Origin of the sequence: Streptomyces griseus, assembly GCF_001715295.1 — a bacterium.
Lineage (GTDB): Bacteria > Actinomycetota > Actinomycetes > Streptomycetales > Streptomycetaceae > Streptomyces > Streptomyces griseus_G.
Window position 1 is genome coordinate 1752346 of record NZ_MDKB01000002.1, and the last position, 13976, is coordinate 1766321.

At 70.8% G+C, this 13976-nt stretch carries 14 protein-coding genes; 7 read left to right on the plus strand and 7 right to left on the minus strand.

The features are described from left to right. Positions 1-201: 201 nt before the first annotated feature. From BA175_RS14440 to paaA, 5 genes are read right to left on the minus strand one after another with little or no spacing between them, the layout of a single operon-like run. Entirely contained in the window at positions 202-1263 is a 1062-nt protein-coding gene (locus tag BA175_RS14440; RefSeq protein WP_069171670.1) for a 2Fe-2S iron-sulfur cluster-binding protein, read from the minus strand. Next, positions 1264-1758 (minus strand): 1,2-phenylacetyl-CoA epoxidase subunit PaaD, encoded by a 495-nt coding sequence (gene paaD / locus BA175_RS14445; RefSeq protein WP_069171671.1) that lies wholly within the window; start codon positions 1756-1758, stop codon positions 1264-1266. It abuts the gene before it with no gap. After that, entirely contained in the window at positions 1752-2453 is a 702-nt protein-coding gene (paaC, locus tag BA175_RS14450) for a 1,2-phenylacetyl-CoA epoxidase subunit PaaC (protein ID WP_069171672.1), read from the minus strand. Before paaC ends, paaD begins: the two co-directional genes overlap by 7 nt. Then, positions 2450-2740, minus strand: coding sequence for a 1,2-phenylacetyl-CoA epoxidase subunit PaaB (gene paaB, locus BA175_RS14455; RefSeq protein WP_069171673.1), 291 nt, complete (start codon positions 2738-2740; stop codon positions 2450-2452). Before paaB ends, paaC begins: the two co-directional genes overlap by 4 nt. Then, positions 2737-3762, minus strand: coding sequence for a 1,2-phenylacetyl-CoA epoxidase subunit PaaA (gene paaA / locus BA175_RS14460; RefSeq protein ID WP_069171674.1), 1026 nt, complete (start codon positions 3760-3762; stop codon positions 2737-2739). The genes paaB and paaA overlap by 4 nt, the downstream gene beginning before the upstream one ends. A 115-nt stretch (positions 3763-3877) precedes the next feature. Here paaA and BA175_RS14465 point away from each other — a divergent pair, with 115 nt between their 5' ends. The 3 genes from BA175_RS14465 to BA175_RS14475 all read left to right on the plus strand — a co-directional run bounded on the left by BA175_RS14465 (position 3878) and on the right by BA175_RS14475 (position 6848). Next, entirely contained in the window at positions 3878-4795 is a 918-nt protein-coding gene (locus BA175_RS14465; protein WP_069172116.1) for a DUF5819 family protein, read from the plus strand. Beyond that, entirely contained in the window at positions 4792-6063 is a 1272-nt protein-coding gene (locus BA175_RS14470) for an HTTM domain-containing protein (RefSeq protein ID WP_069171675.1), read from the plus strand. The genes BA175_RS14465 and BA175_RS14470 overlap by 4 nt, the downstream gene beginning before the upstream one ends. Before the next feature lie 101 nt (positions 6064-6164). Next, positions 6165-6848 carry a TrmH family RNA methyltransferase gene (locus BA175_RS14475; protein ID WP_069171676.1) on the plus strand — a complete coding sequence of 228 codons (684 nt, stop codon included), beginning with the start codon at positions 6165-6167 and terminating at the stop codon, positions 6846-6848. A gap of 91 nt (positions 6849-6939) precedes the next feature. On the opposite strand, the gene paaN is transcribed toward BA175_RS14475, so the two are convergent. Beyond that, positions 6940-8640 (minus strand): phenylacetic acid degradation protein PaaN, encoded by a 1701-nt coding sequence (gene paaN, locus BA175_RS14480; protein ID WP_069171677.1) that lies wholly within the window; start codon positions 8638-8640, stop codon positions 6940-6942. Between the two features lie 123 nt (positions 8641-8763). Here paaN and BA175_RS14485 point away from each other — a divergent pair, with 123 nt between their 5' ends. Continuing rightward, the gene (locus BA175_RS14485) at positions 8764-9357 is read left to right on the plus strand and encodes a TetR/AcrR family transcriptional regulator (RefSeq protein WP_069171678.1); all 594 of its coding nucleotides are present in this window, start codon (positions 8764-8766) and stop codon (positions 9355-9357) included. A gap of 82 nt (positions 9358-9439) precedes the next feature. On the opposite strand, the gene BA175_RS14490 is transcribed toward BA175_RS14485, so the two are convergent. Further along, positions 9440-9961 (minus strand): Lrp/AsnC family transcriptional regulator, encoded by a 522-nt coding sequence (locus BA175_RS14490; RefSeq protein WP_069171679.1) that lies wholly within the window; start codon positions 9959-9961, stop codon positions 9440-9442. A 211-nt stretch (positions 9962-10172) separates the two neighbouring features. Here BA175_RS14490 and pdhA point away from each other — a divergent pair, with 211 nt between their 5' ends. From pdhA to BA175_RS14505, 3 genes are read left to right on the plus strand one after another with little or no spacing between them, the layout of a single operon-like run. Continuing rightward, positions 10173-11327, plus strand: a complete 1155-nt coding sequence (gene pdhA / locus BA175_RS14495; RefSeq protein ID WP_069171680.1) for a pyruvate dehydrogenase (acetyl-transferring) E1 component subunit alpha — start codon at positions 10173-10175, stop codon at positions 11325-11327. Beyond that, a complete protein-coding gene (locus tag BA175_RS14500; RefSeq protein WP_069171681.1) occupies positions 11324-12355 on the plus strand; it encodes an alpha-ketoacid dehydrogenase subunit beta in 1032 nt (343 codons plus the stop codon). Before pdhA ends, BA175_RS14500 begins: the two co-directional genes overlap by 4 nt. Next, a complete protein-coding gene (locus tag BA175_RS14505) occupies positions 12355-13749 on the plus strand; it encodes a dihydrolipoamide acetyltransferase family protein (protein WP_069171682.1) in 1395 nt (464 codons plus the stop codon). The genes BA175_RS14500 and BA175_RS14505 overlap by 1 nt, the downstream gene beginning before the upstream one ends. Positions 13750-13976: the final 227 nt, after the last annotated feature.

The following is a 13976-nucleotide window of genomic DNA, read 5'->3' on the forward strand; positions in this document are numbered from 1 at the left end:
AGCGTACGGATCACGGATACGGATCCACGAACGTTGTTGGCTCGGGGGTTGTGATCACGGGCGAAGGCCTCCGGGGGTGGTGGGGCTGTCCAGGACTGCACCGCAGCACCACACCCGGAGGTTCGTGTTCGACCGTCCTGCCCGGCCGACTGTTCGTAGCAGCCGCGCACGGCCGGTCATGGCAGGCGGGGGCACGGCCGGTCAGCGGTCGAAGTCGATCTCCACCTCCGGGGTGAGGGGGTGCGACTGGCAGGCGAGTACGAAGCCGGCTTCTGTCTCCTCGGGCTCGAGGGCGAAATTCCGGTTCATCCGCACCTCGCCCGACACCAGGAAGGCGCGGCACGTGCCGCAGACGCCGCCCTTGCAGGCGTAGGGGGCGTCGGAGCGGCCACGCAGGACCGTCTCCAGCAGTGATTCGCCGTCCTGGACCGGCCAGCTGCCGGAGCGGCCGTCAAGCGTCGCCGTGAGCTTGCTCTCCGCCGGAGCGGTCACCCGGGCAGCGGTCGGCGCAGCTGTCTTCTCGTCGGCGACGTGGAAGATCTCCTGGTGGATCAGGGCGCGCTCGACGCCGAGCGTCCGCAGGGCCCTCTCAGCCTCCCGCACCAGACCGAACGGTCCGCACAGGAACCAGCCCGCCACATCCGGAACCGACACCAGCGCGGGCAGGAGCCCACCCAGCCGCTCCCGGTCCAGGCGGCCGGAGGTGAGCCCGGCGGCCTGCTCCTCCCGTGACAGCGCGGTCACCAGCTGGAAGCGGTCCGGATAACGGTCCTTGAGGTCGGCCACCTCGTCGAGGAACATGGTCGAGGCCGCTGTCCGATCGCTCCGGATCAGGCAGAAGCGTGCTTCCGGCTCACGCGCCAGCAGCGTTGCCGCGATGGACAGCACCGGTGTGATGCCGCTGCCCCCGACGATCGCCGCGAAGTGGCCGGGGCGCGGGCGAAGGACGAAGCGGCCCATCGGAGGCATGGCCTCCACCTCGTCACCGACCGTCAGTTCCTTGAGGGCGTACGTGGAGAACACCCCGCCGTCGACCATGCGGATACCCACCCGCAGCTCGGGAGGGTTCGGCTGCTCGGCAGCAGGCGCACAGATCGAGTACGACCTGCGGATCTCCTCGCCACCGGCGCCGTACCGCACGTTCAGATGCTGGCCCGGTGTGTGGCGGAAGGTCTCGCGCAGCGCGGGGGGCACGGCGAAGGTGACGGCCACCGCGTCGTCCGTGATCCGTTCGATCGCGCTGACCCGGAGCGGATGGAACATCTACAACTCCTTGAAATGGTCGAACGGTTCGCGGCAGGCCACGCAACGGCGCAGCGCCTTGCATGCCGTGGAGGAGAACCGGCTCAGCAGCTCCGTGTCCGTGGAACCGCAGTGCGGACAGCGCACCGAGAGGGTCAGCGGCACGGGCCCCGACGGCCCGCCCGGCCGCGGCGGCGCTATGCCGAACTCGGCCAGCTTGCGGCGCCCCTCGTCACTGATGTCGTCCGTCGACCACGCCGGGGCCAGCACGGTGACCACGGACACCTCCGCCACGCCGTGATCGCGCAGCACCCGCTCGATGTCGGCGGACATGGCCTCGATCGCCGGGCAGCCCGTGTACGTCGGTGTGAGCTGGACCGTGACGTGGTCGGGCCCGTCCATCCGCACCCCGCGGAGCACACCGAGCTCGTCCAGGGTGAGGACCGGCAGCTCGGGATCCGGAACCGAGCCCGCGAGCCGGTGGAGCTCCGCCTCCAGCAAGGTCTCCGTCACCATGACGCCCCCGGGTGGCTGCGGTGCAGGTGCTGCATTTCGGCGAGCATGCGCCCGAACGGCTCGGTGTGCAGGCCCTGTCGGCCGGCTCCCGCGCTCCACGCGCTGCTCTGTGGGCCTGACGGAAGGCGCAGGGTGGCCCGCTCGACCACGGAAGTGACGGCGGACGACCAACTGCCGTGCAGCGACTCCCCGTCGACGTCGAGTCCCTCCACCGGTCGGAACAGCTCGCCGGTGAACCGCCACAGAGCGTCGAGTCCGTTCTGCATGCGCTCGTGGCTCTCGGCCGTGCCGTCACCCAACCGCAGGACCCACCGCTCGGCGTGGTCGCGGTGGTAGGCGACCTCCTTGACGGCCTTCGTCGCCAGGTCGGCGAACTCCCCCGTCCCTGCGGCCAGCTGCTCGTACAACAGATGCTGGTAGACCGAGAAGTACAGCTGGCGCGCGATGGTGTGGGCGAAGTCGCCGTTCGGCTGTTCCACCAGCTGGACGTTGCGGAAGGACCGCTCCTCGCGGAGGAAGGCCAGTTCGTCCTCGTCCCCGACGGACGAGAGCAGCATCCTTGCCTGGCCCAGCAGGTCCAGGGCGATGTTGGCCAGCGCCACCTCTTCCTCGAGGACCGGGGCGTGACCCGCCCACTCCCCCAGCCGGTGCGACAGCACCAACGCGTCGTCGCCGAGGGCGAGGGCCGCGCTCACAGGTGCTTCACCCCTTCCGGGATCTCGTAGAAGGTGGGGTGGCGGTAGGGCTTGTCCCCGGCCGGTTCGAAGAAGGAGTCCTTCTCGTCGGGCGAGGAGGCCGTGATCGCGGTCGACGGGACCACCCAGAGGGAGACGCCCTCGGAGCGGCGGGTGTACAGATCGCGGGCGTTGCGCAGGGCCATCTCGGCGTCCGGCGCGTGCAGGCTGCCCGCATGGGTGTGGGACAGTCCGCGGCGGGAACGCACGAACACCTCCCACAGGGGCCAGTCGGTCGAGCTGCTCATGCGGTCGCCTCCACGGGCTCTGCGGCCGCTCCGGACGTCCCGGGCCGTTCCGCGTGTCTGTCTGCGTATGCCGCTGCCGCGTCGCGGACCCAGGCGCCCTCTTCATGGGCCCTGCGTCGCTGGGCGAGCCGTTCCTCGTTGCACGGGCCGTTGCCCTTGAGTACCTCCTGGAACTCCGTCCAGTCGATCGCCCCGTAGTCGTGCTGGCCGAGCTCCTCGTTCCACCGGATGTCGGGGTCCGGCAGGGTGAGGCCCAGCGCCTCCGCCTGCGGGACGCAGATGTCGACGAAGCGCCGGCGCAACTCGTCGTTGGAATGGCGCTTGATCTTCCAGGCCATCGACTGTGCCGAGTGGGCGGACGCGTCGTCGGGGGGACCGAACATCATCAGGGACGGCCACCACCAGCGGTTCACCGCGTCCTGCGCCATTTCGTGCTGGGCAGGAGTGCCACGGCTGAGGGCCAGCAGCAGCTCGTACCCCTGGCGCTGGTGGAAGGACTCCTCCTTGCAGATCCGGACCATCGCCCGGGCGTACGGGCCGTAGGAGCAACGGCACAGCGGTACTTGGTTGGTGATTGCGGCGCCGTCCACCAGCCAGCCGATTGCCCCCACGTCGGCCCAGGTGAGCGTCGGGTAGTTGAAGATCGATGAATACCGCTGACGGCCGGCGTGCAGCTTGTCGAGCAGCTCCTCGCGGCTTGTCCCCAGGGTCTCCGCCGCGCTGTACAGATACAGCCCGTGCCCTGCCTCGTCCTGCACCTTCGCCATCAGGATCGCCTTGCGGCGCAACGAGGGTGCCCGGGAGATCCAGTTTGCCTCGGGCTGCATGCCGATGATCTCGGAGTGCGCGTGCTGCGCCATCTGGCGGACGAGGGAGGCCCGGTACGCGTCGGGCATCCAGTCCCGCGGCTCGATCCGATCGTCGGCCGCGACGGCGGCGTCGAAGGCCTCGGCGCGCGCCGCGTCCGCCGCTGCCCCGTCCGCCGCCCCCTGCGTCGCTTCCTCCGCGGTCACTGCCGTCATCCCGGACTCCCTACCGACCGATCGTTCGGTTCCTTGGCTTCAATGGTGAGTCGGAGGCCCGTAGGGTGTCAACCCTGTGGATGACTGAGCGGTGATCGACGGTGATCGGGGCGGGATGGATTCGGACCACGGTGGGCGTGCTGACGGCGAGAAGCGTGCCTGGCCGGAGATACCCCGCCGGAACGGCGCCGGTTCGAGCGGCGGGCCCGGGCCCGAGGTGGTCGCCCCGCCTCCGGAGCAGACGGACACCGCGGCGGATGCGGCCGCCGAACCCGGGGGCATACCGGGTCCTGAGCCGTACGGCAGACGCGATTCCGTGCCGGACCCGGCGACGGCTCCGAGCACGGCCCCTTCACGGCGGGAGGGCCGGGGAATAGCCGGCCTGTCACTTCCGTACCAGATCGTCGCGGCCCTGGCGCTCTCCGTGATGGGGCTGGTGGCCTGTGGTCACCTCGCCATGGTGTTCCTGCACGTGGCCCCGTCCAACACACTGACGAAGCAGCACGGCGAGCGCATCGACGACTGGATCTATCCGGAATTCGAACAGAACTGGAAGCTCTTCGCCCCCAATCCGCTGCAGCAGAACATCGCCGTACACGTGCGGGCCGAGGTCGAAGGGGCGGACGGCCGCATCACCACGCGCTGGATGAGCCTCTCCCACGAGGACGGCCAGGCGATCCGCGGGAACCCCCTTCCCAGCCACGTCCATCAGAACGAGCTGCGCCGGGCCTGGGACTTCTACACCGGGTCTCATGACGACGAGAACCGCCCCCGTGGCCTGCGAGGAGAACTGTCGGAGCGCTACATCCGGCGGATCGTGATGCTCCGCCTCTCCGAGCATGACTACGGGGGCACGGTCGAGCGAATCCAGGTGCGTTCCTCGGTCCGTTCCGTCGGTGCTCCGCCGTGGAGCGCAGAGAAGATCAGCACCGAGCCGAACTACCGGGTCCTCCCGTGGTGGACCGTGACCCCGTCGGACCTGCCGGAGGCCGGCGCGGATCAGGTGTCGAGCGGCGCAGAGGCGGAGAAGTGAGCACATCCGCCGAGCCGCGCGGCGGCGTCCGGAACTCCGACCGCTCCCTGGCCCGCGCCATCCAGCGGGTCACTGCCGAACCGCTGGGCGTGTACCAGAGCGCCGTCGTCCGTATCGGTGTCTCCGCCACCTACCTGTTGTTCCTGCTGCGCGAGCTGCCGAACCGCCACGAGATGTACGGCCCCGACGGCCCGTGGCGCTGGGACATGGCGAGGGAACTCGTCGCCGGTAACGACGCCTTCACCGTCCTGATGTGGTCGGACAGCATGTTCTGGTTCGAGAGCGTCTACGGACTCACGCTGATCTCCGCCGCCCTTCTGATGCTCGGCTGGCGGACCCGCGTCACCTCGGTCGTGTTCATGGCCGGTGTGCTCTCGCTGCAGAACCGCAGCATCTTCATGGGGGACGGTGGCGACAACGTCATCCATCTGATGGCGATCTATCTCGTGCTCACCCGCTGCGCACGGGTCTGGTCGCTGGACGCGCGACGCGCCGCACGGGACGCCGCACACCGCGCGGCGGGGCACGGGCCCTCACGGGATGTCGTGGGCCCGGCCCTGTGGGCCGTATCCGGTACTGTCCTGCTGCCCGCCATGGTGATGGACGGACTCGGCGGAACCTGGTGGCTGCGGACGCTCCTGTGCGTGCTGTGGCTGGGCAACGGCCTCTGGTGGGCCCTGCGCCGCTACGCACCCGACCGTGAGCTCCGCACCCTGCTCGACGTCCTGGCCAACCTGGCCCACAATGCCGCCCTTGCGGTGATCATGGCCGAGGTCTGCCTGATCTACGCGACCGCCGGCTGGTACAAGATCCAGGGATCCCGCTGGCAGGACGGCACGGCCCTCTACTATCCGCTCAAGCTCGACTACTTCACCCCGTGGCCGGCGCTCTCCGGTCTGCTCGCGTCCAGCGCGCTGGCCGTCATGGTGCTGACGTACGCCACGGTGATGGTGCAGGTCGCCTTCCCCTTCACCCTGTTCAACCGGCGGGTCAAGAACGTTCTGCTGGTCGTCATGATCGGGGAGCACGCCGGGATCGCCGTTCTCCTCGGACTCCCCTTCTTCTCGATGGCGATGATCGCGGCGGACGCCGTCTTCCTGCCGACAGGGTTCCTGTTGTGGCTGGGCGGCAGGGCGACCCTCGGCCGGCAGCGGCTCGTCTCCCGGGCGGGGGGCGGGGCCAGGGTGCCGGGACAGCGGCGGACGGACGACGGTGATCAGGAGCCCCTGGGGCACGGCCGGGACGGGGGCCATACGCTCGTCGGGTGACCAGCGAGACCGGTAGTGCAGAAGAGCCTCGGACAGCAGCAGCAGCGGCGGCGGAACCGTCCACGGCGGCCGGACCGCCCGGGGGAACGGGTCGCTCCACGGTGTCGGACCCGCCCGCGGAGCCCGATCCGTCCGCGGAGCCCCTCCAGTACGACGACGGGTACGGCACCGGGATCGGGGTCGGCCCGCACCCCTTGCCCTGGCCAGAGGGGGAGCGCTACGACGCCGAACTGCTCGCCCTGGGCGACCGGCGCAACGTGGGCGATGCCTACCGGTACTGGACGCGTGAGGCGATCGTCGCCGATCTCGACCTGCGACGGCACGACTTCCACGTGGCGGTGGAGAACTGGGGCCACGACTTCAACATCGGCTCGGTGGTGCGCACGGCCAATGCCTTCCTCGCCAAGGAGATCCACATCGTGGGCCGGCGGCGCTGGAACCGGCGGGGTGCCATGGTCACCGACCGCTACCAGCATGTGCGTCACCATGCCGAAACCGCCGACCTGACCGCCTGGGCGGCCGCCGAGGGGCTGCCGATCATCGGTATCGACAACCTCCCCGGCGCCGTGCCCCTCGAACGCACGGTTCTGCCCCGGCGGTGCGTGCTGCTCTTCGGTCAGGAAGGCCCGGGGCTGACGGAGGAAGCACGCCGGCACGTATCGGTCGTGTGTTCCATCGCACAGTTCGGATCGACGCGGTCGATCAACGCGGGAGCGGCGGCGGCCATCGCCATGCATGCCTGGGTCCAGCGGTACGCGGACATCCCGGAGCCGTCGAGCGGGTGAGCGATGTGAGCGGGGGAGCCGCTCGTCCCCCCCGCTCACCCGGTCGGCACGCATCCCCGCCGGGGGAGGGCACGGCGAGGCCTGACGGGCGTCAGGCCTGGCGGCGGACCTCCACCACACGGAACCGGTTGGAGACGAACGCTCCGTCGCACAGCGCCGCATTGGCCGCCGGGTTGCCGCCCGAACCGTGGAAGTCGGAGAAGGCCGCCGTCTGGTTGACGTACACCCCGCCGGTGAGGTTGAGCGAGAGCTGGGCCGATTCGTCGAAACAGACGTCCTCCACCGCGCGCTCCACCTCCGGGGACGTGGTGTACGCGCCCACCGTCATGGCGCCCTGTTCCCGGATGGTGCGGCGGAGCAGATCCAGTGCGGCGGTCGTCGACTCGACGGCGACAGCGAACGAGACCGGCCCGAAGCACTCGGAGAGACAGGCCGACCCGCCGTCCGGATCGGTGCCGTCGAGTTTGATGAGCACCGGGGTGCGCACGACCGCCTCCGGGAAGTCGGGATGGGCCACCTGGCGGGACGGGAGAGCGACCTCGCCCAGCCCCGCGGCCTGGTCCAGGCGCGCCCGCACGTCCGGGTTCACCAGGGCGCCGAGCAGTCCGTTGGCGCGGGCGTCGTCGTCCAGGAGGCCGGTCATGGCCCCCGCGATGTCCGTGACCACGTCCTCGTAGGTCTTGTGGCCCGTGTCGGTCGGCACACCGTCCCGGGGGATGAGCAGGTTCTGCGGGGTGGTGCACATCTGACCGCTGTAGAGGGACAGCGAGAAGGCCAGGTTGGAGAGCATGCCGCGGTAGTCGTCGGTGGAGTCGATGACGATCGTGTTGACGCCGGCCTTCTCCGTGTAGACCTGCGCCTGCCTGGCGTTGGCCTCCAGCCAGTCGCCGAAGGCGGTGGAACCCGTGTAATCGATGATCTTGATCTCGGGGCGCAGGGCCAGGGTCTTGGCGATGCCTTCGCCGGGCCGTTCGGCGGCCAGTGCGACGAGATTGGGGTCGAAACCCGCCTCGGCCAGCACTTCGCGGGCCAGCTGGACGGTGAGCGCGAGGGGCAGCACCGCCCGCGGGTGCGGCTTGACCAGGACCGGATTGCCGGTGGCCAGGGAGGCGAACAGGCCCGGGTAGCCGTTCCAGGTGGGGAAGGTGTTGCAGCCGATCAGCAGCGAGACACCCCGGCCGACCGCGTGGTAGGTCTTGTGCAACCGGAGCGGGTCGCGCTTGCCCTGGGGCTTCGACCAGTCGGCGGTGTGCGGCGTGCGCGTCTGCTCCGCGTAGGCGTACGCCACCGCTTCCAGACCGCGGTCCTGGGCGTGCGGGCCGCCTGCCTGGAAGGCCATGACGAACGCCTGCCCGCTCGTGTGCATCACGGCATGGGCCAGCTCGTGCGTACGTGCACTGATCCGCGCGAGGATCTCCAGGCAGACCAGGGCCCTGGTCTCCGGTCCTGCCGCCCGCCAGCCGCCCATGGCGGCGATCATCGCCGGGAGCAGCACGTCCGGGTCGGCATGCGGGTACTCGACGCCGAGCTTCGGCCCGTACGGCGAGACCTCGCCGCCGGTCCAGCCGTCGGTGCCGGGCTGGCCGAGATCCAGTCGGGTGTTCAGCACGGCGTCGAACGCGGCCTTGCCCTCCGCCGCGCCCAGGCTGCCGGCCGGGCCGCCCTCGCCGTAGGCCTTCGGATGCTCGGGGTGCGGCGACCAGTAGGCGCGCGTGCGGATCGCGTCGAGTGCCTGGTCGAGCGTCGGACGGTGGGTCTCGGACAGCTTCTCGGGGGAAAGCTCGGCGGCCATGACGGACCAACTCCTCGTCGAGCCGGGCAGGGATGTGCGGACGGAGTTAGAGTAACCGAACGATCGGTCGGGACAAGGGGCCCCGAAGGACCTGTGGACAACTCATGGGGGAGGATCGCGGTCATGACCACGGCCAAGCGGGACACGTACACTCCGGAAACCCTCCTCACCGTTGCCGTCCGTGTCTTCAACGAACGCGGCTACGACGGCACCTCCATGGAGCATCTGTCCAAGGCGGCCGGAATCTCCAAGTCGTCGATCTACCACCATGTGGCCGGCAAGGAGGAACTGCTGCGCCGTGCGGTGAGCCGGGCGCTCGACGGCCTGTTCGGCATCCTGGAGGAGCCGGGGGCGACGCGGGGGCGGGCGATCGCACGGGTCGAGTACGTCACGCGCCGCACGGTCGAGGTCCTGGTGGGCGAACTGCCCTACGTCACGCTGCTGCTGCGGGTCCGGGGGAACACGAACACCGAGCGCTGGGCCCTGGAGCGGCGCAGGGAGTTCGACCAGCGGGTGTCCGAACTGCTCAAGGCCGCCGTCGCGGACGGTGACCTGCGGGCCGACGTCGACATACGCCTGGCCACCCGGCTCCTGTTCGGCATGGTGAACTCCCTGGTCGAGTGGTATCGCCCGCAGCCGGGCGGACCGTCGGAGTGGGAGCAGCTGGCCGACACGGTCGTGCAGCTGGCTTTCGAGGGGATGCGGGCCAGCCGCTGAGCCGCCGGTCGGTGGCCTGTGCGGGCCCGCCCGGCCGACCCGCCCCCGCCGTTCCGGGCGGAAACGGCTCGCGTCGATGCGCCTAGGTGAGCTCGGCCGGCCGGTCCGGGCGCGGGCCGAGGTCGGTCTCCTCGAAGACCAGCAGGGTGCGGGTGGAGAGCACCTCGGGCATGGCCTGAATCCTGGTCAGGACCAGTTCCCGCAGCGCCCGGTTGTCCGGGGTGTGCACGAGGAGCAGGACGTCGAAGTCGCCGCTCACCAGGGCGATGTGGGTGGCGCCCGGCAGTGCCTCGAGCTGCTCGCGCACCGTGCGCCAGGAGTTCTGGACGATCTTCAGCGTGATGTACGCCGAGGCGCCCTGCCCTGCCCGTTCGTGATCCACACGGGCGCTGAAGCCGCGGATCACCCCGTCCTCCACGAGCCGGTTGATGCGGGCGTACGCGTTGGCGCGCGACACGTGGACGCGTTCGGCGACGGCTCGTATCGAGGCCCGGCCGTCCGTCCGCAGGATGCGGAGGATGTCGCGGTCCACCGCGTCGAGCGGCCTGGCGGGCGACACCTGGTCGGGGTCCGTGCCGTCGGCGGCCATTTGTTCAGCGGCCATCTGCCCGTACCTCCCTGTTGTGGACGACCTGCCCCCATCCCAGGCTGTGGAGAACCGTTTGTCCACAGGCTGACGCTGCCTGTAGCCAAAATGCCTCCACGACCGAACAATCGGTAGGTGAGGAACACCGCACCCGGCGCCTCGCTCCCGTCTCGATATTTCCGCAGATTTCGACACCCTTGATGTATCTCGATGCCAGGAGGTGCTTCACATGACGGTCCAGGAGTTGCCCGGCGCGGCCGCTTACCGGCCCACACCGCCCCCGGCCTGGAAGCCGCTCACCGATCCTGCGCCGCTGCTCCCGGACCCCGAGCCGTACCGGGTGCTCGGAACGGACGCCGCGGCCCACGCCGACCCCGAGCTGCTGCTGCGGCTCTACGGCGAACTGGTGCGCGGCCGGCGCTACAACACCCAGGCCACCGCCCTGACCAGGCAGGGCCGGCTCGCCGTGTACCCGTCGAGCACCGGTCAGGAGGCCTGCGAGGTCGCGGCAGCGCTCGTCCTGGAGGAGCGTGACTGGCTCTTTCCCAGTTACCGCGACACGCTTGCCGCCGTGGCGCGTGGCCTGGACCCGGTCGACGCACTGACCCTGCTGCGCGGGGACCGGCACACCGGGTACGACCCGCGCGAGCACCGCATCGCCCCGCTGTGCACCCCGCTCGCCACCCAGCTGCCGCACGCCGTGGGGCTGGCTCACGCGGCACGGCTGAAGGGCGACGACGTCGTGGCGCTGGCCATGGTGGGTGACGGCGGGACGAGCGAGGGTGACTTCCACGAGGCTCTCAACTTCGCCGCGGTCTGGCGTGCTCCGGTCGTCTTCCTCGTGCAGAACAACGGCTTCGCCATCTCCGTGCCCCTGGCCAAGCAGACCGCCGCCCCGTCCCTGGCCCACAAGGCCGTCGGGTACGGCATGCCGGGCCGGCTGGTCGACGGCAACGACGCGGTCGCGGTGCACCAGGTCCTGGGCGAAGCGGTGGCCCGGGCCAGGCGCGGAGGGGGGCCGACGCTGGTCGAGGCGGTGACGTACCGCATGGAAGCCCACACGAACGCCGATGACGCCACCCGTTACCGCGGCGACAGTGAGGTCGAGGCGTGGCGTCAGCACGATCCGATCCTGCTTCTGGAGCGGGACCTGACCGGGCGGGGACTGCTGGACGAGGAGCGGATCGGGACGGTGCGGGAGGCGGCGGAGCGCATGGCCGCTGGACTGCGTGAGCAGATGAACGCCGATCCGGTGCTCGATCCCATGGACTTGTTCACCCACGTCTACGAGCAGCAGACAGGGCAGCTGCGCGAGCAGGCCGCCCGGCTGCGGGACGAGCTGGAAGCGGAGCACGACGAGAGCGGCGCGGAGGAGAGGCGATGACCACCGCTGCGGCGACGGCCGGTGAGCGTGCGGGCGCGGTCAGGCCTGCCACCATGGCGCAGGCGCTCGGTCGCGCGCTGCGCGACGCGATGGCCGAGGACCCGACGGTGCATGTGCTCGGCGAGGACGTCGGCACCCTCGGCGGGGTATTCCGTGTCACCGACGGCCTGGCCAAGGAGTTCGGCGACGACCGGTGCACGGACACGCCACTGGCCGAGGCGGGCATCCTGGGTGCCGCCGTCGGGATGGCGATGTACGGCCTGCGGCCCGTGGTGGAGATGCAGTTCGACGCCTTCGCCTACCCGGCGTTCGAGCAGCTGGTGAGTCATGCCGCCAAGATGCGGAACCGCACCCGGGGAGCCATGCCCCTGCCGATCACGGTGCGCGTTCCGTACGGCGGGGGAATCGGGGGCGTGGAGCACCACAGTGACTCCTCCGAGGCCTACTACATGGCGACGCCCGGTCTGCACGTCGTCATGCCGGCCACGGTCGAGGACGCGTACGGCCTGCTGAGGCAGTCCATCGCTTCCGACGATCCGGTGGTCTTCCTGGAGCCGAAGAGGCTCTACTGGTCGAAGGCGGCCTGGTCGGCGGAGGCACCGGCCCCGGTGGAGCCGATCGGACGGGCCGTGGTGCGCCGCCCCGGGCGCAGCGCCACCCTGATCACCTACGGCCCGTCCCTCCCGGTGTGTATGGAGGCAGCCGAGGCCGCCATCTCCGAGGGCTGGGACCTCGAGGTGGTCGATCTGCGCTCGCTGGTGCCGTTCGACGACGAGACCGTCGCCGCGTCGGTACGGCGCACGGGGCGCGCGGTGGTCGTCCATGAATCATCCGGATTCGGCGGCCCGGGCGGCGAGATCGCGGCACGGGTCACCGAGCGGTGCTTCCACCACCTCGAAGCGCCGGTGCTGCGGGTCGCCGGGTTCGACATCCCCTATCCCCCGCCGATGCAGGAGCGCCATCATCTGCCCGGCGTGGACCGGGTGCTCGACGCGGTGGCCCGTCTTCAGTGGGAGGCCGAGAGCTGATGGCCCAGGTACTCGAGTTCACGTTGCCGGACCTCGGTGAGGGACTGACCGAGGCGGAGATCGTGAGGTGGCTGGTGGAGGTCGGCGAGGTGGTCGCCATCGACCAGCCGGTCGTCGAGGTCGAGACGGCCAAGGCCATGGTGGAGGTGCCGTGCCCGTACGGCGGCGTCGTGACGGCGCGGTTCGGTGAGGAGGGCACGGAGCTTCCCGTCGGGGCCCCGCTGCTGACCGTGGCGGTAGGAGCGACGGGCGCGGACGCGGGCCCCACTCCTGCCGACACCGCCTCCGGGGCGGCCTCCGCGCCGGTGTCCGGTGATGCCTCCGGTGCGGTTTCCGAGCCGGCGGGTGAGTCGTCCGGAAACGTACTGGTGGGCTACGGCACGGGAGCGCCCGCGGCGCGGCGCCGCAGAGTCAGGCCTCCGTGCGTCACGGCTCGCCCTGCGGCCCCGCGGACGGTGCCGGAACGGCCTTCCGCCCCCGCCCCTGCCCCGGAGGTCCTGGGACCCGTGGCCGTTGTCTCCCCACTGGTGCGGAAGCTGGCCAGGGAGCACGGTCTCGACCTCCGGCAGGTCCGGGGTTCGGGGCGGGACGGGCTGATCTTGCGTACCGATGTCGAATCCGCGATCAGGAAGGGTGACCAGGAGCGTGCCGACGCCCCGACGGCCCCGGTCACCGGCCCGGCACCGGTGGTGGCCGGCGAGCGCGTCGCGCTGCGCGGAGTCCGGGGCGCGGTCGCGGACAAGCTGGCGCGCAGCCGGCGGGAGATTCCGGATGCCACGTGCTGGGTCGACGCGGACGCCACCGAACTGATGGCGGCAAGGGCCGCGATGAACGGCGACGGAGGCGATGGAACGGCACCCAAGGTGTCGGTGCTCGCGCTCCTGGCCCGTATCTGCACGGCGGCACTGGCCCGGTTCCCCGAACTCAACGCCACGGTCGATGCCGAGGCCCGCGAGGTCGTGCGCCTGCCGGAGGTCCATCTGGGCTTCGCGGCGCAGACGGAGCGGGGACTGGTGGTGCCCGTCGTCCGCGGGGCCCACGCTCGCAACGTGGATTCGATCGGCGCGGAGATCAGCCGGCTGACGGAGGTGGCGCGCGCCGGGAAGCTGACGCCCGCCGACCTGACCGGCGGCACGTTCACACTGAACAACTACGGGGTGTTCGGGGTCGACGGCTCGACACCGATCATCAACCACCCGGAAGCGGCGATGCTCGGGGTCGGCCGTATCGTGCCGAAGCCCTGGGTACACCAGGGAGAGCTGGCGGTGCGGCAGGTCGTGCAGTTGTCGCTCACCTTCGACCACCGGGTCTGCGACGGCGGCACCGCGGGGGGATTCCTGCGGTATGTGGCCGACTGCGTGGAGCAGCCGGCGGTGTTGCTGCGCACGCTGTGACCGACGGTGGTCCGCCGTGACCGGACACGGCCGGACCGCCGGCCGGACCGCCCCGGCCGGGCCCCCGGCCCGATCGCCCCGGCCGGAGTGTGTCCGACCCGTGCGGACCGTGTCCGGCCCCCGGCCGGGAAGAGTCCGCGCCCGTGCGGGCCGGGGCGTACGGGCGGGTGCCGGCCAGGGCCGGGGGCGTGCGCGACTGGCCGGCCAAGGCCGTGCCGGCCGTCCGT